Source organism: Neobacillus sp. PVCKKU3 (genome assembly GCF_058323225.1).
The window spans coordinates 44,200-69,036 of record NZ_JBLVQN010000001.1 but is presented as its reverse complement, the minus strand read 5'-3'; the positions used below and the strand labels follow the sequence as shown (position 1 = coordinate 69,036).

The following is a 24,837-nucleotide window of genomic DNA, read 5'->3' as shown; positions in this document are numbered from 1 at the left end:
CAGTGAACTTTTGTTCACTATGCACCCGTTCCCAGCACTTCAACCTTTTCTACAAATTCAAGCTTTCTCAGTTCGGCCAGCAAAGAATCTATATCATGTAACATACCGGCAGTGTTTAATGAAAGTGTAACATTAGCTCGCCCCATAAGCGGGATCGTTTGGTGAATCGTTAGAACATTGCAGCCTGAACCCGCAACAACACTTAACAGTTTTGACAGGGTTCCGGAACGGTCCTCTAAATGGAAAAATAACGAAATGATTCGGTCCTTTGAAACCGAAGAAAAAGGAAAGACAGTATCTCTATATTTATAAAAAGCACTTCTGCTTAAATCCACCTTTTGAACTGCATCCCAAATGGATTCTGCCTTCCCTCTTTCCAGCATGTCCTTCGCTTCGATGGTTTTCTTCATCGCATCCGACAGAACATCCTCACGGACCAAATAAAATTTTTTATCAAAGTTAGCCATGCTCAACTCTCCCTCTTAGGGACCTCTACTTATTCTAAAAACTCAAATTCAAATTCCAGCAGCCTCACAATATCCCCATCTTTTGCTCCTCTTTTTCTTAAGGCATCGTCAACCCCAAGGCCGCGGAGCTGGCGTGAAAAACGGCGCACAGATTCATCCCTTGAAAAATTAGTCATCTTAAACAGTCTTTCAATTTTATCACCAGAAAGGACAAATGCTCCATCCGGATCTCTTGTAATGTTAAACGCATCAGCATCCGCTTCGTGTTTATAGACAACGCGGTGAACGCCTGTTTCCTCTTCTTCTTCATGCTGAAGCGGGAATTCCGGTGTTTCCTCAATCTTATCAGCAACTGCAAACAACAGCTCACGAAGACCTTTTCGTGATATCGCAGAAATTGGAAAAATCGGATAATCCTCCTGCAGCTTCTCTTTAAATATTTGCAAATTCTCTTCCGCATCAGGCATATCCATTTTGTTCGCGACAATAATCTGCGGCCGCTCGGTCAAACGGAGATTGTATTCTTGCAGTTCCCTGTTAATCGTTAGATAATCCTCATATGGGTCTCTTCCCTCAGACGCCGCCATATCAATAACATGGACGATGACCCTTGTCCGTTCAATATGTCGTAAAAATTGGTGCCCCAAGCCAACTCCGGCATGTGCGCCTTCAATAAGCCCAGGAAGGTCGGCCATGACAAAGCTGCGGCCATCTTCGGTTTCAACCATTCCAAGATTAGGAACGATGGTCGTAAAATGATATTCCGCAATTTTCGGCTTGGCTGAAGAAACAACTGATAATAATGTTGATTTTCCGACGCTCGGAAATCCAACAAGACCCACATCGGCAAGAAGCTTCAATTCTAGAATGACGTCGCGCTCTTGGCCCGGTTCGCCGTTTTCAGCAATCTCAGGAGCTGGGTTTGCCGGTGTCGCAAATCTGGTATTCCCACGTCCTCCGCGGCCGCCTTTGGCAATAACCGCGCGCTGACCATGCTCAACTAAATCGGCAATGACCTCATTTGTAGCCGCATCCATAACAACCGTTCCAGGCGGCACTTTAACAATCATATCCTTGGCGCCTCTTCCATGCTGCCCCTTGGACATGCCGTGCTCACCCCGCGGTGCCTTAAAATGACGCTGATAACGGAAATCCATCAGCGTACGCAAGCCTTCTTCCACTTCAAAAACTACATTTGCACCTTTACCGCCGTCGCCCCCAGCTGGACCGCCATTAGGTACATATTTCTCACGGCGAAACGCAACCATTCCGTTACCGCCATCGCCGCCTTTTACATAAATTTTTACTTGATCGACAAACATGTTGATCCTCCCGTCGTTCTTTGAAATAACTGATGAATGCGACGAGATCGCGGGCGTATGCACACAGAATTAAACAGCAGGCATAAACACCTCTAACGCGAATTCGCTTTCGGTAAATTCCTTAATGGTCACCTCTTGTGAACCAGCCAGGAATTGTTCAATCAGTTCCTTGTTATTTATTATCCCGCGAAAATCAAAAAAGAAACGAATTCCATCTGACTGCGGTTCAATTGTTATGGATAAATGGTTTTCTTGAAATGCTTCAATCGTCTGATTTAAACGGGCAAAAAGAGATTTTGTCCATTCAGTTAATTTGAAGTCATTAATCTTTATGTACTCAGAATCCTCAAAAACCTCATATTCTAACTGAAAGGCATGACTTTCCCAATTAGCTGTAAATAATAATGAGGCAAATTGTGGAAGTCCCAGATTAGACAGTTTTGTCTCATGCTGTGCCTCCACTACAATTTCCGTAATGACCTCTTTAACCCGGTCAATTCGATTTAAGTCGAGGTTACCTTTGATGAGCTGCAGCTTATTTAACCAATCATGTCGTGAATGCCGCAGCACTTCGATAATATCCCATTCTTTCTCCATGCGTACTCTCCCAATCCTTTATCGGAAACTATTTTCTGTTAGTATATCAAAAAAACAACCATGAGTAAGCAATTTTTATGTTGAATGATACGATTTGGAGAGGCAAAAGTGCAATGATGATGAATAAACAGGTGAGGGTGTTAAGGTAAAAAGAAAACTCTAACCGTTATGGTTAGAGTTTTCTAGTAACTTTAAGCTTCTTGAGCTACTGGATATACGCTCACTTTTTTGCGGTCACGACCAAAGCGCTCAAATTTTACAACGCCGTCGATTTTCGCAAATAGAGTGTCGTCTCCACCGCGGCCAACGTTTTCACCTGGGTAAATCTTAGTACCGCGTTGACGGTACAGGATAGAACCGCCAGTTACAAATTGACCGTCCGCACGCTTAGCACCAAGGCGCTTTGCGATAGAGTCACGTCCGTTCTTTGTTGAACCTACTCCCTTTTTAGAAGCGAAAAACTGAAGATCTAATCTTAACATTTGTTCCACCTCCTACTGTTTGAAGGTTAATTTTATGTGCTTTCCGTACTCCTTTTCAATCCCTTCAAGTGAGACAATCATCGCCTCAAGCAACAACTGAACTTTCTCTTGTGTTTCGTTTGAAATATTCTCTGGAAACGTACATTGTAGAAAGCCGCCATTCCCTTGTTTAACCTGTGCTTTGACTCCCGTAAGAGCCTCGATGGCATTCACTGTTCCAAATGAAACAGCCGATGCACCAGCACAAACAATATCTCGGCCACGTTTTGCAAAGTCAGCATGTCCGCTCATCGTAAAGGAATGAACGAGTCCGGATTCAGTACGATTAATCGTAATGTGAATCATCTATTACTCAACACCTTACGCGTTGATTTTTTCGATGACTACTTTAGTATAAGGTTGACGATGACCTTGCTTCTTACGGTTGTTTTTCTTCGCCTTGTACTTGAAAACAATGATTTTCTTTTGACGGCCTTGTTTTTCAACTTTAGCTGTAACAGTAGCGCCTGCAACAACAGGGCTTCCTACTTTTACATTTTCACCGCCAACAAAAAGAACCTTGTCAAAAGTAACTGTTTCGCCAGCTTCTGCATTTAGTTTTTCAATGTAGATAGCTTGACCTTCTTCAACTTTCACTTGCTTTCCGCCAGTTTCGATAATTGCGTACATGAACTGCACCTCCTTATAAACTCAGACTCGCCAAAAACAGGCGCTTATGCTAAAGCGTAAGACTTACTACCTGTCATGTGCGGTTGTAGCACGGGTGCGCTACAAACATAACATTAAAATCATACATAATTTAGACGAAAGTGTCAACAGCTTTTTGGGATATCTCATCCACTGACCCGAATTGCTTCAATAAATAATAATGTGCTGGTGCTATGGTAGTTGTAAAAAACACTTTAAAATGAAGCATTTCTTCCAAGATTTCTAAATGGGGAAGAATTTGCTCTTTAACCTCTTTTGTCGTTTCTACCAGGACTGCTTCAAATTCAGAATAGCGATGCTCCAATAGCTCCCTTTCTAGTCTGAACGCAATCGTCTCTGCACTTAAGATTTTTCCTGTCCCCTCACATACCGGACATTTTTCCTGCAACGCTTCCGACAAGGTAACCTTCGTTTTTTTTCTAGTCAGCTGCAGAATCCCTAGCGGCGTAAAGCCAATCACTTTCGTTCTTTTTTCATCCTTTGACAGCTCTTTTTCAAAAAGATTTAGAATCGATTGCTTGTCTGAATCACGATTCATGTCAATAAAATCAATAAGCACAATCCCGCCAATATCACGAAGACGCAGCTGTCTGACGATTTCTTTCGCTGCCAGCTGATTGGTTTTAAGTACGGTATCCTGGTAATCTTGCTTGCCGGAAAATTTCCCGGTATTTACGTCGATAATGGTGAGGGCCTCTGTTTCATCAAAGATGAGATAGGCACCATGATCAAGCCAGACAACCCGCTTTAGAGCTTTATCAATTTCATGCTCAATTTGGTGGGCGGAAAAGATATTTTCTTTTCCATTATAATAGGTACAGGCATGCTTTTCTCCGAGTAGTTTTTTTAGTTCTAGGTCATCTACGATGATTTCACCTGATGACATTTTTTCAGCTTGATGTTGAATCATTTCCAAGAAGGTATCTTTTTGAAAAATTAGTCCCGGCTTTTTTAAGGTAGCGGCTTTTTTGGTAAATTCCTGGTATTGTTCACGCAGGCTGCTTAATTCTTCGCGGAGCTCATCTTCGGTTGCGGTAATGCTTGATGTCCGAAAAATCAGGCCCTCTTCTTCGGTTTTCATGTGGTTACCTTTTTGTCGAAGCCGTGCTTTTAGTTTTTCGTCCGCAATTTTTTTGGATACTGCAACATATCGCCCTTTTGGCATATAAATCAGGTTTGTGCCTTGTATTTCGATAATACCTTTCACTTTCGGACCCTTGGTGCCTGTTGCATCCTTGTCAACCTGTACAAGCAGCTTTTCCCCTTGATGGACGTAGGACGAGACATTTCCTTGTTTTTCTGATGCTAACACATATGCCTGAAGCTGATCACGATGTAAATAAGCATTTTTCTCTTCCCCGATATCGATAAAAACAGCATTCATCCCGGGTAAAACCTTTGTCACGGTCCCATAATAAATATTACCAACCAGCGATCGATGTTGTGGCCGGTCAAAAATAATCTTTTCTATACGATTTCCGCGGAGATAAGCGAAGCGCTTTTCCCGCCCTATGTAATTTATAATTAATGTTTCCAAACCTTGTTTCCTCACCTTTTTATAATAGCTTATTGGGTTAACCATTATTTTACCCAAAGTTACATGAAAAAGCGCTCGTACCCAGACGAGCGCTCTCTGCTTTCTTATCTATTATACCTTACTAATACAAAAAGAGAAGGTCGCTTATTTTGTCGTTTAAACGTTTTTCTGTGAAATAGGCATGCAGTAATTCGTTTTCATCGAGAGTGCCTTTTTCCCTGCCGTCGACCTCGACTATTATAGGATGCTTGCAACCGCGCTGGAATTTTTCCAAGACGTTAATCAGAAGATCCTGCTCGTCTGCCTGAATAGGTTTCAAGGAGTCTAGACTTGATGATTTTTTCCCGTAATAACGTTCAAGTAAAAAGCGCATGAAAATAAAGCGCCGCTGCTTCCATTCGTAATAAAGCGAGAAGAATAAGAAGCCGATTACTACCCAAACATTGATGTGGGCTGGTGCTGTAGCTAATATTACAAATGAAAAAATGCATAAACTGACGAAGGAAATCATCAGCGTGGTGCGATGGGCGCTTGCAAAAGAATTTTTCAATGATAACAGTAAAAATACCAGTTTCCCGCCATCGAGCGGCCAAACTGGAAAAAGGTTAAAAATTAAAATCATCAGATTATATTCAATAAATAATGGAAATAAATCCTCGGGAAACAGATTGAAATGAAGGAGAGCAAATGCCGCTCCCATCATCCATACATGCTGGAGCGGACCTGCCAAGACAACAATGGCCTCTTCCTTTAACGGACGATTCCCGTGCTCATCCATCTCCGCGACCCCGCCAAATGGCAGGAGGGTGATTCTTTTGATTCTCCAGGAAAAAAAAGAAGCCGCCGCCGCATGCCCCATTTCATGAACAAAAATGATGCCCAGGAGTAAACTGACTTCCATAAAATGGGCCGTGGCAATTGAGAGTGCAACGATTAACCATAACAGCGGGTGGATATGAACATGCCGGAGTAACTCAATCGCTTTATTCAAGACGAATCACCTGAATCGGGTCGATGAACTCATCGCCTTTTTTAACAGCAAAATAATACTGGCCTTTTGCTTTGTCTTCTCCCGCTGAATCAGAAACTGTCCCCACCACTGCTCTCTTATCGATATATTCATAGAGCTTGACCTTGATATCTTTTAAATTCCCATACCATGTTTCTGTTCCATCGGAATGCTGGATCACGACGGTTTTCCCGATCCCTTCCTTTTCTCCAGCATCCATGACAAACCCGTCACTGATCGCTTGGACTGCCGCTCCTTTGCCAGTCTCAATCATAATTCCCTGGCCGTTCTTCTCAAAGTTCTCAAGAATTTTTCCTGTTACCGGAACAGCCCCTTTTTGGACCTGCTCTTTCGCATCTGATTTGTCTTTTTCAGAAAAAGGCAACAAAGCAAGCGGCTTGCCAAACTTATCTTCATACCACTTGGAAACAACGGCAAACTTGAAATCTTGATCCATTGTTTTTAGGACGACGTCCCTCGCCGGCTGAAAAGTGGCCGTTTGATTGCGGAACATAATCGCCACTACTAAGAACAAGAGGATCGATGCTAGAATTTTAAAAAAGAATACTTCCTTTTTAAATAAGGGGTGTCCATCATCACCATCACCGCCTGCAGACGGGGGGATATAATTAAATTCATATTTTTCCTCATCCCCTGGCCATAACAAATTCCGATCTGGCGCATTTGCCTTGCTGCCGCCCATTTCTTTTTTTCTCTTTGCGATTCGCCGCCGTATTTCATCCGGAGTAGACCGCGCCATACCCATCAACCCTTTTCACACAGTTTGTACAAGTTTATGAAGGGGGTGGACAAAGTATGACTGGATTAAATTCATATATTGAGATAGTTTTATATATGTATTAAAAAAGGACCTTTCCAGCTTTAAAGGTCCTTTTGTATCACATTTGGTTATTTTACTTCTGAAATTCTCTCCCTTTAGGAGTTAAACTTCCCTTTAATTGCAATATGTCTAAGTAATTAGCATTTCTTTCCCCAAACTTCAGGTTTTCTTTACCAGTTACATCACCAATTAGCCCACCCTTATAAAGGAGCTCTTTGCCTTTATTATTTATTTTAATCCCCTTTTCAGAATAAAGCACAGCATTAAATTTATTACTGCAATCTTGACCAACGTTTATAGTTATTTCACCTTTTGCAAATATACGGCTTTGAAAGCTATCAGGCTCAGAACTCAAACAAGAATTTGTAATTGTGACATCACCATCAACATAAATTGCTTCGTTACCTTTTTTGGGACCCATTATTAAATCGATATCTTTAATTAAGAGATTTCCTATTACAACTATGTCACCTAGTATCTTTAAATTCCCAACCCCTCCTGGTGAATCGCCTATGACTAATGATTTATTAACATATAGACCATCTTCAAATGAAAATGTTCGAGGTGAGCTGTTATCTATATAACCATAATTTGACTCGTTATACCTATCTTGCTGTATAATTGCGTTTCCCATAACCGCCAGCTTTTTAAAATTTATATCCTGGTACTTAACATTTTTAAATACTAATGCATCAAAAACATTGTAACTGCCGTCAATTAGGACATTGGTCGGCTGATCATCTTTATATGTTAACAAATCAGCAGTTACCAAAGGATATTCATTATTTTTTAAAACTTTCGCTCCCAAAAGGGTATTCTTCCTCGTTGCAAGAATAGGGTATTTTTCCATCATTTGAAATCTATTACCGACTCCAAGATTAATCCCCAGAGAATTAAGCAAATTAAGCTTTAAAAGTTCGTCATCAGGCACACGATAGTTATGATTCTCATCCTTTGTTCTGTCAAATTGAAATAAACTTAAAGAGACAGCCGAAAGTAAATTTAGTCCGATTGCACTATTGTCACTAAAATCTATCGCTCTTCCTACAAAGTTAGCAACTCTAAATTTAGGAGTATCAAAATCTATAGAGATATTCGGTTTATAATACCCTATTAACTTCTTTACCTTGCTTCCGGAGGTTCCAGTACTTGTCACCTTTATTACTTTTTCACCGTTACTAGTAATGAGTTCTGCTTTGATTTTTGTTTCATTCGGGTTACTTGAATCCCCCACTGGTATTTCATTTGGATACTGTGACAATATAAATTCTTCCGCTGCGAAGGCGCCAAGGTCATCAATTTGAACGATATTAGGTTCGGTTTGTTTTTTGACTCGTTCTTTAAGTTGAGCTTTTATATCTGGTATGGACACCTGAAAATCTTTTTCAAAATAAGTGAGTCCATTCTCTGCCAAATACCTTGCCTGAACGTCCGACTCTGTCGCCACTACCCGCTTATTTTCATTAATCACATTCCCCATTAACGCGATTCCAAGAACTGAAAATATTAAAACAACCATTAATACGGTAACTAGCGATGAGCCCTTCTCATTCAGCATCATTTCAGACAACCCTCCTCAATCTATTACTTCTTCGAAAGATACAGAATTATTTAATTCTAATTTCTTTTTAGTTGTATCATCCATAATAACCATCTTAATCGAAACTGTATGATTGACCGTATCTAAGGTCATTTTGGATTCGCTGCAGACAATTTTTAGGCTGTCCGAGTTGATTGCTACATCCTCCATTAAGGCTTTATCTCCAGATAAACCGATTTTTGTTTTTTTCTCCTCATAATCAGTAAGTTCTATTTGTGGACCGCAGCCTGTATCTGTCCCGCTAATCTCGGTAACCTTTTTAGCAACAAAAATTTTATTTACGTACGTTGACATTATGTAGTTCGCTTCATCATGCAAGGAAATTTGCTTGTTGACACTTTTAAAGCTGCTCATTCCTCCTATTAAATTACTAATGATCATGGATGAAACAATTCCCACTATAGCCAGTCCCAACAGCAATTCCACAAGAGTTAAGCCCTTTTGAGAAAAGAGTAATTTTAGTTTCATAATTCTAAAACTCCCTTTACAAAAGAAATTTTCTTTCCATTTTCGTTGTTAATGTTAACTATGACAGTATGTAATTTATTCTCCCTAACTGGCCCTACTTCTACTTGAATGGAGTATTTTTTTTGATCTTCGGTTTTGTTGTATTTTTGTAGACAGGCATTTTTTTGAGCCGCATCGCTTTGGGTACAGGTTAAAATAGCATTATAAGTCTTTGGATAGGTAACGCCAGCAATCTGGGTTTTATCGGTTATTTCCGGGTAAGTGCCGTCTTTAATTTGCTCTAAAACATTTTGAGCAATATTTACAGCCACTAGTTTTTCTTTATTGGTTATCGTCGTTTTTTGGGAAAAGACAAAGAATTGGAAGAAACTTGTTAAGAGCATACCTAAGATGACAATGGAGACTAGGACTTCTATTAAAGTGAAACCATCGTTTTTCTTCATAGTACCACCTTCATTCTAGAACTATAGTAACAAGCGAAATAATTCTAAAATACTATATTAAAGGAAAAATATAGGACTTTTTTATAATATACCACTTATTTACCAAAAATGTGATATTATTTTACAAAAAATTCACAATTGAGCAGAAGTTTAGGGGAATTTGTGTATGCATAATAATAAATATCGTTTATAATAATTGGCTTTTCTATATAGAAAAAGCCTGTCCACAGTTGTTGTGAACAGGCTTTGATTTTTATCGAACTCCAAAGAATTTCTTCAGTTTTGAAAATACACCTTTATTTTGATCTTCGAGTGATTGAAGCGGGATAGACTCTCCAAGAATTCTTCTGGCGATATTTCGGTAGGCAATCGATGCCTTGCTGTTTGGGTTTAGTGCAATCGGCTCACCATGATTGGATGCTTTGATGACCTCTTCATCGTCAGCGACAATGCCAATCAGTTCGATTGATAAATGTTGGGTAATTTCATCAATATCAAGCATATCACCGGTCTTCATCATATGGTTGCGAATCCGGTTGACGATTAGCCTAGGCGGCTCCATGTCTTTTTCTTTTTCTAAAAGGCCGATGATCCTGTCAGCATCGCGGACAGCAGAAACCTCCGGCGTTGTCACCACAATGGCTTTATCCGCACCGGCCACGGCATTCTTATAGCCCTGCTCGATTCCGGCAGGACAATCGATAATTATGTAGTCATAATCCTGCTTTAACTCTGTAATTAACTCTTGCATCTGCTCGGGTGTAACAGCTGACTTATCGACAGTCTGTGCTGCCGGAAGCAAATACAAAAGGCCGTCAAATCGCTTATCCTTAACGAGTGCCTGATGGGTTTTGCATCTTTTTTCAACCACATCGACTAAATCATAGATAATTCTATTTTCTAACCCCATTACGACATCTAAGTTTCGAAGGCCGATGTCCGTATCTATTAAGCATACTTTCTTTCCCTGAAGAGCCAGCGAAGTGCCGATATTGGCAGAGGTTGTTGTTTTGCCGACGCCGCCCTTACCTGATGTAATTACGATTGCTTCTCCCACTTTAATGTCCCCCTTCTAATCTCGTTAAATTAGGCCTTAAATGATTTAAAGCTTGTAATCTATCGATAATAATATAATGGTTCTCATTTATGTAAGCACATTCCATTTCTCTGTGCTCATTAGCAGGATTCGAATCTGGGGATCTATTTATATATTCGCCGATTCTTAGCTGCGATGGCTTCATGCTCGAAGCGGCAATAACTGCCTGTTCATTGCCAAAACACCCTGCATGAGCAATTCCTTTGAGGACACCCATTATAAAAATATTCCCGCCTGCAATCACCGTTCCGCCTGGATTCACATCTCCAATTAATAGTAAATCCCCTGAAACTCTTAATACCTGCCCAGAACGGACGATTCTTGAAACCGTTACGACCTCGTTTTCTTCCTTTAGTCGATTGGCTTCTTCCTTCGTAATCACATTCGATTCAATATCATCCACCATTAAGTTTTTCTTTTGGCGGATTAATTCTTTTAGTTCTTCCTTTTGATCGTCCGTTAAATAGCGATTGCCAATATCCACTTTCACAGAAATTAAGTGGCGTTCCTCCTGCGTTCTGGAGTTGGCGGAGAGCTTTTGGTCCAGTTCTTGCTTTAATTCCTCATAGGAACAGGTATCATCAAGATGAAGAACAAGCCCGTCCTTTGTTCCTTTTATTGTAACATTTTGCCGATTTTTCATGGAGAATTTTCACCTCAAAATACAAAAACAATTTCGGATTTAAGCTATTATTTCCCAAATCCAAATCATAAACATCCATCTTTAAAGAGTTCGACACGAACTGTCCATTCTCCTTTTTTAAAAAAAACATTCCCCAAACTTTGTCATCAGGAACATTCTGTGAATGAGGAAGCGGCCATACCAAGACTTTTCCCTGATTCATAAATCCTCCCGCATTGCCTCGGCATGTTTTTCAAAGCGGCGTTTTAAAGGATAGGCTGCTAACACGAGAAAAACTCCATTTAATATAAGAGTGGGATAGAAACGCAAATTGACAAAGCTCATAAAATCAAGATTTGTCACATGGATTAAATAATTAATTTCATACACGCCCACTTCTAACAGCGCAACTCCCAAAAGGGAAACGAAGAAAGCGACAACGATATTGGACTGAATCACCTGCATAACCTTTGCTGCTAGGTAGCAGATAAATGGAAACAAGAAAAAATAAATGCCGATAATTTCTACATATACGATATCAAATAGAAGTCCAAAGATGGCCGCATAAATAATCCCCTGATTTTTCCCAACATAAATCGTCAAAAAAAGCAGAGTGGCAAACAGGAACCGCGGAACTAGTATACGGTTTCCAAAGGAATCAGCGGGCAAAAATTGAACAAACAGACTTTCAAAAATAAAAAGGAGCAAAAACAAAAGAGGGAGAAAGAATTTTCTCACAAGTCTTCCTCCTTCCCGGATTTCATCGCACTTTCCTCAGGGCTCGTCATTAACCTTTTAATGACCATGACATTTTCAATATCGTAAAAGTCCGCTCCCGGCTTCACTAGTGCGGTTTGATTTAAGCCATATTGGTCCGGTTTCACCTCTTCTACTTTTCCAATCATCAACCCCTTAGGAAAGACACCGCCCATTCCTGAGGTGATGACCGTCTGCCCTTTTTCCACCTTAGCTCCTGATGGAATAGCTTTAACGAGAAGCATTTTTTGTTTATCATCAAAGCCCTGAACGAATCCGTAAACCTCGGTTTCCCCCTGAATCACAGCGGAGATTCGGTTTTTCGGGTCCATTGCACTCAATAGCTGCACTGTTGAGCTAAATTGGGTGACGTTTTTCACCTTTCCGATCAATCCTGTTGCTGTTATAACAGCCATATTTTTTTTAATTCCATCTAATTTGCCTTTATTGATAATAATCATTTCATGCCAACGATCAGGATTTCTGCCAATAACTGTTGCCGGCATTGGTTCCAAATCTCTCAGGGTCTTTTTTTCATCGAGAACGTCACGTAATTCTTTGTTGTCTTTTTTCAGTTCTTGAACTTCTGCTTCAAGGCTGGCAATTTTCTCAACCCGTGATTTTAATTCCTTATTCTCATCATATGTATCTTGCAAATCCTGAAGATTCTCAAAAAAGCCTGCAACATACTGGGCAGGCCTTGAAACCAGGGATTGAACCCAGCCGGTTGAGTCCTTGACGAACTGCTCCGGCCAGGTAAGCTTACTCCTCTCCCTTAAAGAAAACCCAATCAATGCCACGAGAACAATGATGCTGACGAGCAAAATGATCAAACGCTTATTCAAAAAGAACTGTGGCATGATATTACACCTCTAATTTTCATTGTCCAGCTCCAGCGCCTAGGGGCTCGGGGTCATAAGCCAATTCGTCAAGAAGGCTAAAAAACAGCCTTCTCGCCGACTCGTCTTATGCCTGTCGCCCCTGATCAAGGCGCTTCCGCTTTTCTATCTATCTTGAATCTTTAGCTTTGTTTTTAAATAAATGGATATGGTCTAAAGCTTTTCCTGTACCGATTGCCACACAGTCGAGCGGGTTTTCTGCAATCAGGACAGGCATTTTTGTTTCCTCGCTAATGACACGGTCAATATTGCGCAGCAGCGCCCCGCCGCCCGTGAGGACAATGCCTCGATCCATAATATCGGCAGCCAATTCCGGTGGTGTTTTTTCAAGCGTATTCTTCACTGCTTCAACAATGGCATAAACCGTATCACTTAAAGCGGAGGCAATTTCCTTGGCGGAAATTTCAATTGTTTTTGGCAGACCAGTCAGAAGGTCACGGCCGCGAATCTCCATGTTATCGATACCTTCAGGCGTGCCTGCAGAACCGATTTCCATTTTGATCGTTTCCGCAGTACGGTCACCAATCATCAAATTATATGTTTTTCTAATATAGGAAATAATCGCCTCATCCATCTCATCACCAGCAACACGGATTGATTGGCAAGTAACAATTCCCCCTAAAGAAATAATCGCTACTTCCGTTGTACCACCGCCGATGTCTACAACCATGCTTCCCGTCGGTTCCCAGACTGGAAGGTTGGCACCAATAGCGGCAGCAAACGGCTCTTCAATTGTGTAGGCATCCTTTGCTCCCGCTTGTCTAGTTGCATCAATAACTGCTCTCTCTTCAACCGCTGTAATCCCTGATGGTACACAGACCATCACATACGGCTTACCGGCGAAAAAGCCTTTATTCTTTTGGGCCTCGCGGAATAAATGCTTCATCATAACAGCTGTTGTTTCAAAATCAGCGATGACGCCATCCTTCATCGGACGAACAGCAACCACATTTCCCGGAGTCCGACCAATCATGTTTTTTGCGTCATTTCCGACCGCAACAATGTGTTTTGAATCCGTATGCATCGCCACCACAGATGGCTCCCTTGTGACAATCCCTTTCCCCTTTACATACACAAGGGTGTTGGCAGTTCCTAAATCTATCCCAAGATCCTTTGTTCCAATTCCAAACATAACGTTGTATCTCCCTTTCTGATACTAAATGCTCTGTCCTAAGGCAGGTGTTTATCGTAAAGTTTTCCAATAATTGTAACGTAATTGAATAGGCAGTCCTAAAAAATCATAACCAATATTATATCCTAACGTCAAATAAAATCATAGCATTACAAATATCCTTTTTCCTTCAAGCTGACAAACTTATTTTCACCGATGATGATGTGATCCAGAAGATCAATTCCAATGATCTTGCCGCATTCTACCAGTCGCTTAGTCACCTCAATGTCCTCCCGGCTTGGCGCGGGGTCACCGGATGGGTGATTGTGAAGAGCAATGATGGATGCAGCAGACCGCTTTAGCGCCTCCCGATATACTTCACGCGGGTGAACGATGGAAGCGTTTAAGCTGCCAATAAATACCGTTTGTTTATGCATGACCTGATTCTTGGTATTTAAATACAAGCAGACAAAATGCTCCTGTGACAGAAAGCGCATATCGTTCATTACATACTTGGCTCCGTCTTCCGGCGAGCGGATTACATAGCGGTCATTATATTCCAAATTGGCAATTCTCCTGCCAATTTCGACTGCCGCCAGAAGCTGTATCGCTTTCGCGGAGCCAATCCCTTTTATTTCGGTAATTTCCTCCAAAGTGGCCGCTTTTAACAGCCTTAAACCCTCAAAATGAGTTAAGAGGCGATTCGATAATTGCAGCACTGATTCATCCTTCGTTCCGGTCCGAAGCAATATTGCAACTAACTCGTGATTGGATAAACTTTGCGGGCCATGCTGGATAAACCGTTCTCTTGGCCGTTCATCTTGTGGGAAATCACGAATCATTAATGTGTTGGTTGACATAACTTTTCCCTCCCTAAGTGTCGGGAGTTATTGTCAGAAAAAATTAGTACGGTAAATGATAACCTAACCGTTTCAATTCCCTTCTGGTTCTTGCAACCGGCAGGCCGACAACCGCAAAATAGTCCCCATGGATTTTTTTGACAAGCATGCTTCCAAGCTGCTGAATGCCATATGCCCCTGCTTTATCAAGCGGTTCACCGCTTTTTACATATGACCGTATTTCATCATCCGTTAACTCCCAAAACCAAACTTCTGTTTTTTCATAAAACTTAGTCGATCTAGTTGGAGATAGTATTGAAACACCTGTAAATACATCATGCTGACTGCCTGAAAGGGTCTTTAACATTTGTACGGCTTCCGCCTCATCAGCTGGCTTTCCCAAGATTTGATTGTTCGCAACCACAATCGTGTCGGAACCAATCACAAAGGCATCCCTGTTTTCTTTAAAAACAGCCTGTGCCTTGCGTTCGGCCAATTCCATTACGACTTCTTCCGGAGAAAGCTTGGGGTCAAAGCTTTCATCCACATCACTGCTTGAAATTGTGAATGTTAAATGGAGATTTTCTAGAAGTTCTTTTCGCCGTGGAGAAGAAGAGGCTAAAATGAGGTTCTGCATTTTATCACCTTACCTTTTTTTGCAACGCATTAGGGAGATACAAGTTAATCGTATCAAAAAAGAGCGGTGCAAACAATTTTTATATTATTAAATTTTGAAGAAATTTGTCAGATTATACAACTTTTATCAATATTTGCCGAATGGTGTGCTATAAAAAGCCCGCCGTCGATTCGGCAGGCTTTATTTTGCAATAATTTCCCGGAAAATATCGAGCGGTAGTTTAGTTTGTCAAAAGATGCTACAACGAATTATAAATGGACAGGAAGTTTAGTAAATGCTGCTCAGCATCAACCAAGCTTTTTGTATCCTTAGATTTTTGAAAAGCTTTTACCTTTTCGTCAGCGCCCAATAACTCTGTTTTCATTTTATTGATACTATCGTTTTTAATGTTATTAATTTTTAGTTTTTCACTTATACCAGCATCAGTAGACACGCTGCTTGATATGAGCGCACCAGAAACCATGGTTGAAAGAGATTGATAGATACTAGGAAGCGATTCGATAAAAATCTTTTCATTATCTGTAAGGTTTGAAAGCTTCTTTTCATCTAGCATCAACGGTTTGGCGAAGGCCCCCTCGGCACCCTTATCTTTGTATTTAGTACTAATTGATTTGGCCGTTTCAAGCGAATCCGCCACGCTCAAAAATAAATAAAACTTTCCGCCGATTTCTACCTGTTCGGAAGGAATACCTTTAGACTTTAATTGTTTAGCAGTATCCTCAGCACCTGCTTTCGAGGTAAAAACACCGCCTTGGACTACATAAGTAGAAAGCTGTTCGATCGAAGTTGCCGCTGTTTTATCTGTTGTTTCCGTTTGTTCTTTTTCATTTCCAGTTTCTCCAACCACATTTGGTTCGGTGACAGGCTTTTCACCGGATTCTGTTATGACTAGTTTAAGCATAAAAAAGCCAATCGTTAAGCCAATGAGAATCGCACAAACGGCTGTAATGACAATAGATCCAATTGGCCGGCGATTGTTTTTGTTCGAAAAACTAGCAAATGAAATTGAAGATTTTGTTGATTTACTTTTTTTAGCGTTCGGGGAATTGACAATTGTAAATTCCTCTACATCATTTTCAGCGGATTCAGGAATAATCCAATCAAAGCTTTCTTCGATGGATTCCTGAGCCGCTGCTGCTTCATTGACTCCTTCTGATTCGTGTAATTCTGAATCTATTTTTATTTCGTTTGGAATAGGTTCTGGTGTAGGTTCCGGCATATTTTTTCGGGGTTCTTCACGAAAGGATTTGGGTTCTCCATTTAATTTTATCGTGATGGTATGGCCCTTTTTAGGCTTGTCCACAATACGCTCTCCTTTCTGTTCGACAGTAATATGTTCCATCCTAACATACCGGCAAAAAAAAATAACAAGACTTTTGTCGTCTTGTTATCTTAGAGTTTCGTCAAATTATTCGTCATTTTGCATTACGGCTGCGTCTGGGTGGTTGTTGGAAACTCGCTCAAAGGATTGGTTTTCCCTGCAGGTGGTTCCGCATCAATTTTTGGCACATCTGCCTGCAAATCTGCTAAATCAGGCATATAGAAAGCAGAAACTGTCAATGTAAACGTTAATTTTTGCTCTTCTGTCTGCACTGCAGTTACTTCCTGTCCACCAGAGTAACTAATGGCTTCCACTACCACAATCCGTTTCAATGATTCCAATGTTTCTACAAATTTTTCAAATTGTTGGTAGTTTGGTGATTCTACTGATAATTGAACTGTCAGCTTTTTTAATGCTGGTGCAGCGGCAGCTGGCTGGGCTGCAGCTTGACCGGAAGTTCCTTGGTTCGCAGCTGCTTGGCTATCAGTTCCTTGATTGGCTGTTGTTTGATTAGAACCGGCCTGTCCGGTGGTATTCTGAGCGCCAGAACTATTCTCAGCAGCAGGCTGCTGGGGCTGGAAAGACACTGTACCATCCATTGAAAAACCCATTGACTTAATTTGGTTGCCAGAAACTGTTTCAGCTTTTTCAAGGTCAAGAATTAGCTGTTCCTGCAACGGTTTAACCGGTACTTTTTTCTGCAGTTCCCTGGTATTTTCATTTACTTTATTATTGCTTTCAGCATTTTGTTTAACAACTGTATCTAAAAGCTTTTGTTCTGTTTTCAAGGTTTGCTGTTTTGTCTCTAAATCTGTTTTTAAAGGCGATAGTTTTAAAAATTGAGCATAGACAATGAGAAGAATTAATAAAAGAGCTGCAATCGCTAAAATCAAATTATCCCGTTTTGAGAAATGAAGCTTCATGATCCGCTCACTCCCTTCTCATCTGTCTTGCCCGCAATATTTTCTTGTTTGATAACATCCTTATTAAACGTTATTTCAAATTGTCCCGTATATCTTGGTAAGTATAGATTCGTTATTGCATTTGACACGGCACCGGTTTGAGTTGTTGCTGTATTGTTACTCGTAGTGGCAGCTGTTGCTGCCGACGAGCTAGCATCAGTTTGTGTAGTGGTGCCAGTTGCGGTATTAGTTGTATCTGTCTGAACACCTGTGTTTGCTGCTGTGCCAGCCTGTGTTTGCCCATCTGAAGCTATTCCTGTATTTACAGTTCCTGTGTTTTGATTCGTTGAAGCAGTTTGGCCAGTTGTCGTACCTGTCGTACTAGCCTCAGCTTGCGCCGCAGGATTTAATGAGCTAAGCTTTGCATCAGAAATCCACTTTGATTCATGAAGATTATTTAAGAAAGATGCAGCTTCCCTTGGATTATCAAATTGCACAGTTAAGGTAACTGTCCCTGCTTCTGTGTAGCCAAATGACTGTATAAATCCACGTTCCGGCAGCAGTGAAGTAAGATGACGCATTACCGGTATAGTATGGATAGGATAAGTATTAGCCCATTCAATTGCACTCTTAAGCTGGGTTACAGAACTAGAGGATTCCACCGACTGGCTTTTTGCTTCTTCTTTCTCCCTAATTTTTTGAGTCATTGCGATTTCTCTGTCAACGCCCTCGATATTTTTATTCATGGAACTAATCTGATAAAAATAAAAGGCACCGGTTAAAAGAAATAATGCCAGCAAACCAGCTAATACCATAAAAAAGGCAAATTTTTTCCGTTCTTTCTGCGGGAGCAGGTTGATTTCTACTAACATTATTTCACCTCTTTTAACGCAAGACCTAAAGGAAGCAATAATTGATCAGGTGTGTTGTCCATTTTTTCTGTTGAATTCAAACCAATTACAGGCAGTTCGAATCTTTCTTTCATTTCATCCTCGATTGCCTGAAGCATCGGATGATCGCCTGTTAAAAGAAATTTGTTAATATCATGATTTTCATTATTAAGGGTATAACGATAATAATCTATCAATTTACTAATTTCTCTTAAAATATCCTCAAACTGTCCAGCCAATTCATCAGTATCCCCTGTGTACTTACAAATTGCAAGCCCAAAATGGTCCCTTTTAATATCCCACTTTTCTACATCAAAAGGTAAAGCGAACGGGCGCATAACTACGGGAACCGTTCCTTCAAAAATACTCAAATTAACAGATGTTAAATCAAATTGAATCGTAAATAAGGTTTCATTTTCCTCTGCTAATTCAAGCTGATGGTATAGGCGATACAAAGATAAAGGAGAAATATCTGCAGCAACCGGCTTTAACTTGACGCTCGAGAATAACTGAGAGTATTCCGTTACATTCTGCTCAGGTGCAGCAAACAAAAGCAGTTCCTTTGATTTACCATTGTTATCAAGCGGGTAGATATCGAAAACCGGTTCTTCAAATGGCAAATGGATGGTTGACCCAAGTTCTAGATACAAATACCCCTTCAATTCATCGTCCTGTATGTCAGCAGGTACATTCACTTTCCTTATGATCACTAGCTGGTCCGGTACAATAAAACGAATAGGACGTCTCTGAAGCTTCCAATCGTCCACACACTCTTCCAGTATATTGGTTAAGGAATCAATATCAACAATTTTTCCGTCAGTTATGATTCCAGGTGTCAAAAAACGCTCTCCCCATTTTTGGACTGCAGGTGGATTTGAATGCTTTAATTCCACATAGCGGATAGAGTGGTCGTTTAGTACCAGATTTATTATTCGATTTTTAGGAGTAAAAAGGGAAAAAGCCATGTTGAAAACCCCTTAGGTTAGAATCCTTGATTTAAAAAATTTATATAAAGTTGAATTATATCCGATCCCCAAAAATAAGCAGTCAATGTACCCGCTGCAATAAATGGTCCAAATGGAATGGGCTGTCGTCTTTTAACGATTCTGAACAGCATCGCCAGACCACCTAGAACAGCTCCATATAACGTTGAAAGAAAGAATGATAAAAGGACTAGTTTAAAGCCTAAGACAAAGCCAAGCAGGGCATATAGCTTCACATCACCAAAGCCCATTCCGCCTTTGCTGACTAGGGCGATAATTAATAAAAGAGTGAATCCAGAAACGGCCCCTAACAAGCTATCCCACCAAGGATTCATCGGCCAAACAATTCGTTCCAATAAAAAAATCCCTGCAAACCAAATTAAAATTTTATCAGGGATGATCATATAATGAATATCTGAAACTATGATAATCATAAACAGTGAAATGAGTGTTAACGCAACTACTAACTCTCCTGACCATCCTACTAAATATGGTGCTGCTGCAAACAATATACCCGTTAACAATTCCATTGTCGGATATATAGGAGAAATCCGCGACTGACAGCCGCGGCATTTCCCGTTCTGGATAACATAAGATAGAACTGGTACCAGTTCGTATGGTTTTAATTGATGCCCACAAGTTGGGCAAGCTGAACGTGGAGCTACAATTGATTTTTTCAATGGAATTCGAAGCCCCACTACATTGTAAAATGAGCCTAGTAACAAACCATATAAACCAACTAATAAACATTGTACTATCATATTTTTAAGGTGTTACTATACCTCTCTCTAAACTTTGAGAATCGACATTAATGTGTACCGTACCACCTTTTCCTCTTAGGTATACCTGGTAAGTTAAATCTTTTCCACTCTTTGTTATGGTAACTTTACTTGCATTTGTCCCTGTCTCTTCATATCCTGCAGAATCAGTTGGATCTTTAAAACGTTCGATATACCCTTTAGAAATTAAATCACCAAGCGTAAGTGTTGTTGTGTTTGGAGTAGCTGCTGGCCATGTTATATCATTAGATGCTACAGCATTTCTAGCTGCTGAAACCATTTGTTCAGCATTTGCAACATGGGCATCCTTTTTTGAATTTTCAAGCAAACCTAAAATCGAAGGAATCGCAATAGCTGCAATAATAGCTAAAATTACGATTACTGCTAGCAGTTCAATTAACGTTAACCCTCGTTGATCTTTAAGTTTTTTCTTTAATGTTTGAAACATCGTCCCACTCTCCTTAATGGTTCTATTAACCTAGTAATATATTCTCTTGTATTATACAGTAATTTACAAAGTGAAGGAAAGAGTATTTTTTGGTATTATGTCTCTTTTCCTCAATTATTTTGTTAATTTAGCAATTTATTGGTTCATTTGTTGAAATTGGTCGAACATACTAAACATTGGTACCATTATAGATGTAACAATAGTCCCAACTAGCCCGGCTAAAGCTACTATCATAAGTGGCTCTATTAACGATTTTAATTGGTCTGTCCCTGTTTCCACTTCTTTTTCATAAAACTCGGCAATTTTCGAGAGCATGGCATCTAAGGCACCTGTTTCCTCACCTATTACAATCATTTGTGTTACAAGCGGAGGAAAGGCCCAGTGCTTTTGCATAGGTTCGGTCATTGAACGGCCTTTTTCCAAGGAATCACGGGATTCTCGAATTACCTTAGAAAGCACTTCATTTTCGACAACCTTTTCAACAATGGCCATTGCTTGAAGGATTGGCACTGAACTTGAAAAGAGAGAGCTGAGTGTCCGCATCATCCGAGCAAGAGCTGCTTTTTGGAGCAAGTTGCCGAATACTGGCATCTTCAACAAAAAATAATCCATATAATATTTCGTTTTTTTATTTTTGTTAAAATAGGTAAAAGCGATAACTAAAAGGATAATAATTGCCACTATCAGCCACCAAAAGGATTGCATAAAATCACTTGCAGCAAGAACAATTTTTGTTATTGTTGGCAGTTCTCCACCCATTTGGTCAAACATCGAAACAAAGGTTGGAACAATAGAGACAAGCAAGAAAATAGTCACAGCAATCGCGATAATTCCGACTACGATAGGGTATGAAAGAGCTGATTTTATTTTTTGCCTAGTATAATGCTGCTTCTCAAAATGGTCGCCCAAACGGTCTAGTGTTTCATCTAAATTACCGCTGACTTCACCAGCTTTGACCATGTTAATGAACATTGATGAAAAAATCTTTTTATGTTTTGCAACAGCTTCAGACAAGGGATTTCCTTCCCTTAAATCCTGTTCTACAGCAAATAACGCTTTCTTCAAAGCTTTACTTTCCGTTTGGTGAGCAAGTATACCTGTAGCTTCAACAACAGTTACACCTGCTTTAATTAGTGTTGAAAATTGTCGGATATATATAACAAAATGCTCTAATTTTACCGGATTTCCAATTGAAATATCCTTAGTAAACATAGTCTCAGGAACCTCAGTCATCTCAATGACACGAATGCTCTGCTCCTTGAGCTTTTCCATTGCTTCCCTTCTGGAAGAGGCAAATACGGTACCCTGCCGTTTCCCCCTTCGATCACGCCCAGCGTATTTAAATTTAGCCATTTTGCATCATCTTTTCCTGCAAATATTGCGCTGCTGCCTCTTGCTGGATTACTCCACGGTCAATCAATTCTCGGATACTCATTTCAAGGGTGTGCATTCCTTGGGCACGGGACGTTTGCATCGTGCTTTGAATTTGATGGATTTTCTCACTTCGAATTAGGTTTCCAATAGCAGGATTATTTACCAGGATTTCCGTGGCCGCTCTTCGGCCTTTCTTATCTGCAGTTGGAAACAGCCGTTGTGAAATTACGCCAACTAAGACTGAAGCAAGCTGAACTCGAATTTGCGGCTGCTGAGAAGGCGGAAATACATCGATAATCCTGTTTATCGTAGTTGGTGCACTTGATGTGTGAAGTGTGCCTAAAACTAAGTGTCCTGTTTCGGCAGCAGTGATGGCAATCCCAATCGTTTCCAAGTCACGCATCTCCCCAACAAGAATAACATCCGGGTCCTGTCTGAGTGCTCCTTTTAATCCACTTGCATAACTCTTCGTGTCAAAACCAACTTCACGCTGATCAATAATCGAATTTCCATGACGGTGCAAATACTCGATTGGGTCTTCAAGGGTAATGATATGTTTCCTCATATGGCGATTCATGTAATCAATCATTGATGCCAAGGTCGTTGATTTCCCGCTACCTGTAGGTCCTGTAACTAAGATCAATCCCTGAGGCTTTTGGACTAATTTTGATATTACTTCTGGTAAATCTAATTCTTCTAATGTTGGGGTCCTTGAAGCAACGGTCCTAAGTGCAATTGATACACTCTTTCTTTGATGATAGGCATTCACACGAAAACGCGAGCTTCCTGGTACACCATAGGAAAAGTCAAGCTCACCTTTTTCCTTAAATAGCTCCCACATATCTTCTGGAATAATTGCCTTTGCCATCGCTTCGGTATCAGCTGGCAGTAATTTATCTGTTCCATATCTTTTTAAATCACCATTAATCCTCATAACGGGAGGAACACCAACAGATAAATGTACATCTGAGGCTTTATATTCAACAGCCGCTCGTAAGATTGAGTCGATTTTTTCCTTCATATCATCGTTCTCCTACTCTGGAATTGCTACTCGTAAAACTTCTTCAGTTGTGGTTAAGCCTTGCTTTACTTTTAATAGTCCATCATCGATTAAAAAAATAGTCTTATTTTTAATCGCAGTGTCCTTCATTTTTTGAAAGGTTTCTCCATTCATCATAATTCTGCGCATTTCATCATTAATGACAAGTACTTCATGTAAAGCAATCCGACCTTTATAGCCGGTCATATTGCAGGAAGGACAACCTTTCCCACGGGTGACTTTATCGAGCTTCAACCCACGTTTTGCGAAGATTTCCACTTCTCTTTTAGAAGGTTCCTGCACCTCAGCACAATTGCGGCATACTTTACGGACCAGCCGCTGTGCGACAACCCCGCTTAATGAAGCAGCAAGTAAAAATGGCTCCACACCCATATCCAGCAGACGAGTAACTGTCCCTAGCGAGTCATTCGTGTGTAAAGTACTTAAAACTAGATGCCCTGTAAGGGAGGCCCTAATTGCAACCTCTACCGTCTCTGTATCCCGGATTTCCCCCACCATGATGATGTTCGGGTCTTGGCGGAGAATAGATCTTAAGCCGGCAGCAAAGGTCATCCCCACATTCTGATTCACCTGAACCTGATTGATGCCTTCAAGCTGGTATTCCACTGGGTCTTCTACCGTAATAATATTAACCGCATCACTATTTAATTTATTTAGTGCAGCATAGAGGGTGGAGGATTTACCTGAGCCAGTGGGGCCTGTTATTAAAACAATCCCCGTGGGTTTTTCGATCATTTCATTAAACCGTTTAAAGTTCAAAGCGTTAAATCCCAATTTATTAAGGTCATTTAAAGTGGACCCCATGTCTAAAAGACGCATAACAATTTTTTCCCCAAACACAGTTGGCAGTGTAGACACACGAAGATCGACTGGATGAAAATCAAGATTTAATTTGATCCGGCCATCTTGCGGGACTCTGTGCTCTGTAATATCAAGACTGGACATAATTTTGATTCTCGCAGTCAAGACACTTTGCATGTTTTTGGGAAGTACTCGCTCAACCTTCAAGACACCGTCTATCCGATAGCGGACAAGAACCTTTGTCTCCTGAGGATCAATATGAATATCACTGGCTTTTTGAATGACAGCATTTGTTAAAATCTGATTAACAAGCCGAACAATCGGTGAATCCACATCTGTTATACTATCGGCCGGCCCACGCTCATTTTGTGGAAGTTCATCCAAGAGCTCATCCAGACCGTCGTCGACCTCATAATATTTATTAATAGTGCGAAGGATATCATCCTTTGTGGCAATGGTTGGTTCAATTTGAAATCCTGTTGACAAACGTAAATCATCAATGACAATAAAGTCCATCGGATTCGACATTGCCACCCAAAGCTTGTTTCCTTCCCGCTTTAACGGAATAATTAAGTTTCTTCTGGCCGTTTCTTTTGAAATTAACGAAAAAAGATTCGCATCAAACGGATATTGGAACAGATTGATATGTGGAATACCAAGCTGAAATTCCAACACTTCAATTAATTGTTGTTCTGATATAAATCCCCTTTGCAGGAGGGCTTCGCCAAGTTTTTGATTTGAATCCTTCTCATTTAAAACAGATTGAAGCTGCTCGGCTGTGATTAAGCCTTCTTCAATTAACAAATCACCAAGCCGCTTTCGTGTTTGCTTCATCATTTACACCT

28 protein-coding genes and 1 other annotated feature are annotated in these 24,837 nt (G+C 40.5%); all 28 genes read right to left on the bottom strand.

Annotated features, from left to right (window positions below; genetic code table 11):
* Positions 1–17: 17 nt before the first annotated feature.
* The 28 genes from ACNQGS_RS00345 to ACNQGS_RS00210 all read right to left on the bottom strand — a co-directional run bounded on the left by ACNQGS_RS00345 (position 18) and on the right by ACNQGS_RS00210 (position 24,829).
* Complete coding sequence (locus ACNQGS_RS00345; RefSeq protein WP_213144720.1) at positions 18–467, bottom strand: ACT domain-containing protein; 450 nt, start codon at positions 465–467, stop codon at positions 18–20.
* A 29-nt stretch (positions 468–496) separates the two neighbouring features.
* Positions 497–1,789, bottom strand: coding sequence for a GTPase ObgE (gene obgE / locus ACNQGS_RS00340; protein WP_491485623.1), 1,293 nt, complete (start codon positions 1,787–1,789; stop codon positions 497–499).
* A 69-nt stretch (positions 1,790–1,858) separates the two neighbouring features.
* The gene (locus ACNQGS_RS00335; RefSeq protein ID WP_213144718.1) at positions 1,859–2,386 is read right to left on the bottom strand and encodes a sporulation initiation phosphotransferase B; all 528 of its coding nucleotides are present in this window, start codon (positions 2,384–2,386) and stop codon (positions 1,859–1,861) included.
* Between the two features lie 191 nt (positions 2,387–2,577).
* Complete coding sequence (rpmA, locus tag ACNQGS_RS00330) at positions 2,578–2,868, bottom strand: 50S ribosomal protein L27 (protein WP_213144717.1); 291 nt, start codon at positions 2,866–2,868, stop codon at positions 2,578–2,580.
* A gap of 12 nt (positions 2,869–2,880) precedes the next feature.
* Positions 2,881–3,213 carry a ribosomal-processing cysteine protease Prp gene (locus ACNQGS_RS00325; RefSeq protein ID WP_213144716.1) on the bottom strand — a complete coding sequence of 111 codons (333 nt, stop codon included), beginning with the start codon at positions 3,211–3,213 and terminating at the stop codon, positions 2,881–2,883.
* Positions 3,214–3,228: 15 nt separating this feature from the next.
* A complete protein-coding gene (rplU, locus tag ACNQGS_RS00320; protein WP_213120024.1) occupies positions 3,229–3,537 on the bottom strand; it encodes a 50S ribosomal protein L21 in 309 nt (102 codons plus the stop codon).
* A gap of 13 nt (positions 3,538–3,550) precedes the next feature.
* Positions 3,551–3,632, bottom strand: a sequence feature (ribosomal protein L21 leader region).
* A 35-nt stretch (positions 3,633–3,667) separates the two neighbouring features.
* On the bottom strand, positions 3,668–5,113 hold the full coding sequence (locus ACNQGS_RS00315; RefSeq protein WP_491485622.1) for an Rne/Rng family ribonuclease: 1,446 nt from the start codon (positions 5,111–5,113) through the stop codon (positions 3,668–3,670).
* A 121-nt stretch (positions 5,114–5,234) separates the two neighbouring features.
* Positions 5,235–6,104, bottom strand: a complete 870-nt coding sequence (locus ACNQGS_RS00310) for a M50 family metallopeptidase (protein ID WP_491485621.1) — start codon at positions 6,102–6,104, stop codon at positions 5,235–5,237.
* Positions 6,097–6,882 carry a peptidoglycan DD-metalloendopeptidase family protein gene (locus ACNQGS_RS00305; protein WP_491485620.1) on the bottom strand — a complete coding sequence of 262 codons (786 nt, stop codon included), beginning with the start codon at positions 6,880–6,882 and terminating at the stop codon, positions 6,097–6,099. Before ACNQGS_RS00305 ends, ACNQGS_RS00310 begins: the two co-directional genes overlap by 8 nt.
* A 154-nt stretch (positions 6,883–7,036) precedes the next feature.
* Positions 7,037–8,524 (bottom strand): hypothetical protein, encoded by a 1,488-nt coding sequence (locus tag ACNQGS_RS00300; RefSeq protein ID WP_491485619.1) that lies wholly within the window; start codon positions 8,522–8,524, stop codon positions 7,037–7,039.
* Positions 8,525–8,539: 15 nt separating this feature from the next.
* Entirely contained in the window at positions 8,540–9,031 is a 492-nt protein-coding gene (locus ACNQGS_RS00295; protein WP_491485618.1) for a prepilin-type N-terminal cleavage/methylation domain-containing protein, read from the bottom strand.
* Positions 9,028–9,474 carry a type IV pilus modification PilV family protein gene (locus ACNQGS_RS00290; RefSeq protein WP_491485617.1) on the bottom strand — a complete coding sequence of 149 codons (447 nt, stop codon included), beginning with the start codon at positions 9,472–9,474 and terminating at the stop codon, positions 9,028–9,030. The genes ACNQGS_RS00295 and ACNQGS_RS00290 overlap by 4 nt, the downstream gene beginning before the upstream one ends.
* 253 nt (positions 9,475–9,727) lie before the next feature.
* Complete coding sequence (gene minD, locus ACNQGS_RS00285) at positions 9,728–10,531, bottom strand: septum site-determining protein MinD (protein ID WP_213120020.1); 804 nt, start codon at positions 10,529–10,531, stop codon at positions 9,728–9,730.
* A gap of 1 nt (position 10,532) precedes the next feature.
* Positions 10,533–11,213 (bottom strand): septum site-determining protein MinC, encoded by a 681-nt coding sequence (gene minC, locus ACNQGS_RS00280; RefSeq protein WP_213144712.1) that lies wholly within the window; start codon positions 11,211–11,213, stop codon positions 10,533–10,535.
* A 198-nt stretch (positions 11,214–11,411) separates the two neighbouring features.
* A complete protein-coding gene (mreD, locus tag ACNQGS_RS00275) occupies positions 11,412–11,930 on the bottom strand; it encodes a rod shape-determining protein MreD (RefSeq protein ID WP_423799213.1) in 519 nt (172 codons plus the stop codon).
* The gene (gene mreC / locus ACNQGS_RS00270; RefSeq protein ID WP_423799214.1) at positions 11,927–12,808 is read right to left on the bottom strand and encodes a rod shape-determining protein MreC; all 882 of its coding nucleotides are present in this window, start codon (positions 12,806–12,808) and stop codon (positions 11,927–11,929) included. Before mreC ends, mreD begins: the two co-directional genes overlap by 4 nt.
* Positions 12,809–12,956: 148 nt before the next feature.
* On the bottom strand, positions 12,957–13,979 hold the full coding sequence (locus tag ACNQGS_RS00265; RefSeq protein WP_491485616.1) for a rod shape-determining protein: 1,023 nt from the start codon (positions 13,977–13,979) through the stop codon (positions 12,957–12,959).
* A 149-nt stretch (positions 13,980–14,128) separates the two neighbouring features.
* Positions 14,129–14,818, bottom strand: coding sequence for a RadC family protein (radC, locus tag ACNQGS_RS00260; RefSeq protein ID WP_213144708.1), 690 nt, complete (start codon positions 14,816–14,818; stop codon positions 14,129–14,131).
* Positions 14,819–14,861: 43 nt separating this feature from the next.
* Complete coding sequence (locus ACNQGS_RS00255; RefSeq protein ID WP_491485615.1) at positions 14,862–15,434, bottom strand: Maf family protein; 573 nt, start codon at positions 15,432–15,434, stop codon at positions 14,862–14,864.
* A gap of 238 nt (positions 15,435–15,672) precedes the next feature.
* Positions 15,673–16,776, bottom strand: a complete 1,104-nt coding sequence (locus ACNQGS_RS00250) for an SPOR domain-containing protein (protein ID WP_491485614.1) — start codon at positions 16,774–16,776, stop codon at positions 15,673–15,675.
* Positions 16,777–16,859: 83 nt separating this feature from the next.
* A complete protein-coding gene (locus tag ACNQGS_RS00245; protein ID WP_491485613.1) occupies positions 16,860–17,678 on the bottom strand; it encodes a hypothetical protein in 819 nt (272 codons plus the stop codon).
* Positions 17,675–18,529 carry a PilN domain-containing protein gene (locus ACNQGS_RS00240; protein WP_491485612.1) on the bottom strand — a complete coding sequence of 285 codons (855 nt, stop codon included), beginning with the start codon at positions 18,527–18,529 and terminating at the stop codon, positions 17,675–17,677. Before ACNQGS_RS00240 ends, ACNQGS_RS00245 begins: the two co-directional genes overlap by 4 nt.
* Entirely contained in the window at positions 18,529–19,512 is a 984-nt protein-coding gene (gene pilM, locus ACNQGS_RS00235) for a type IV pilus biogenesis protein PilM (protein ID WP_491485611.1), read from the bottom strand. Before pilM ends, ACNQGS_RS00240 begins: the two co-directional genes overlap by 1 nt.
* Before the next feature lie 17 nt (positions 19,513–19,529).
* Positions 19,530–20,291 carry a prepilin peptidase gene (locus tag ACNQGS_RS00230; RefSeq protein ID WP_491485610.1) on the bottom strand — a complete coding sequence of 254 codons (762 nt, stop codon included), beginning with the start codon at positions 20,289–20,291 and terminating at the stop codon, positions 19,530–19,532.
* A gap of 4 nt (positions 20,292–20,295) precedes the next feature.
* Positions 20,296–20,757, bottom strand: coding sequence for a prepilin-type N-terminal cleavage/methylation domain-containing protein (locus ACNQGS_RS00225; RefSeq protein ID WP_491485609.1), 462 nt, complete (start codon positions 20,755–20,757; stop codon positions 20,296–20,298).
* Between the two features lie 135 nt (positions 20,758–20,892).
* Positions 20,893–22,110, bottom strand: coding sequence for a type II secretion system F family protein (locus tag ACNQGS_RS00220; RefSeq protein ID WP_491485608.1), 1,218 nt, complete (start codon positions 22,108–22,110; stop codon positions 20,893–20,895).
* The gene (locus ACNQGS_RS00215; RefSeq protein ID WP_491485607.1) at positions 22,103–23,152 is read right to left on the bottom strand and encodes a type IV pilus twitching motility protein PilT; all 1,050 of its coding nucleotides are present in this window, start codon (positions 23,150–23,152) and stop codon (positions 22,103–22,105) included. Before ACNQGS_RS00215 ends, ACNQGS_RS00220 begins: the two co-directional genes overlap by 8 nt.
* 12 nt (positions 23,153–23,164) lie before the next feature.
* Complete coding sequence (locus ACNQGS_RS00210; RefSeq protein ID WP_491485606.1) at positions 23,165–24,829, bottom strand: GspE/PulE family protein; 1,665 nt, start codon at positions 24,827–24,829, stop codon at positions 23,165–23,167.
* Positions 24,830–24,837: the final 8 nt, after the last annotated feature.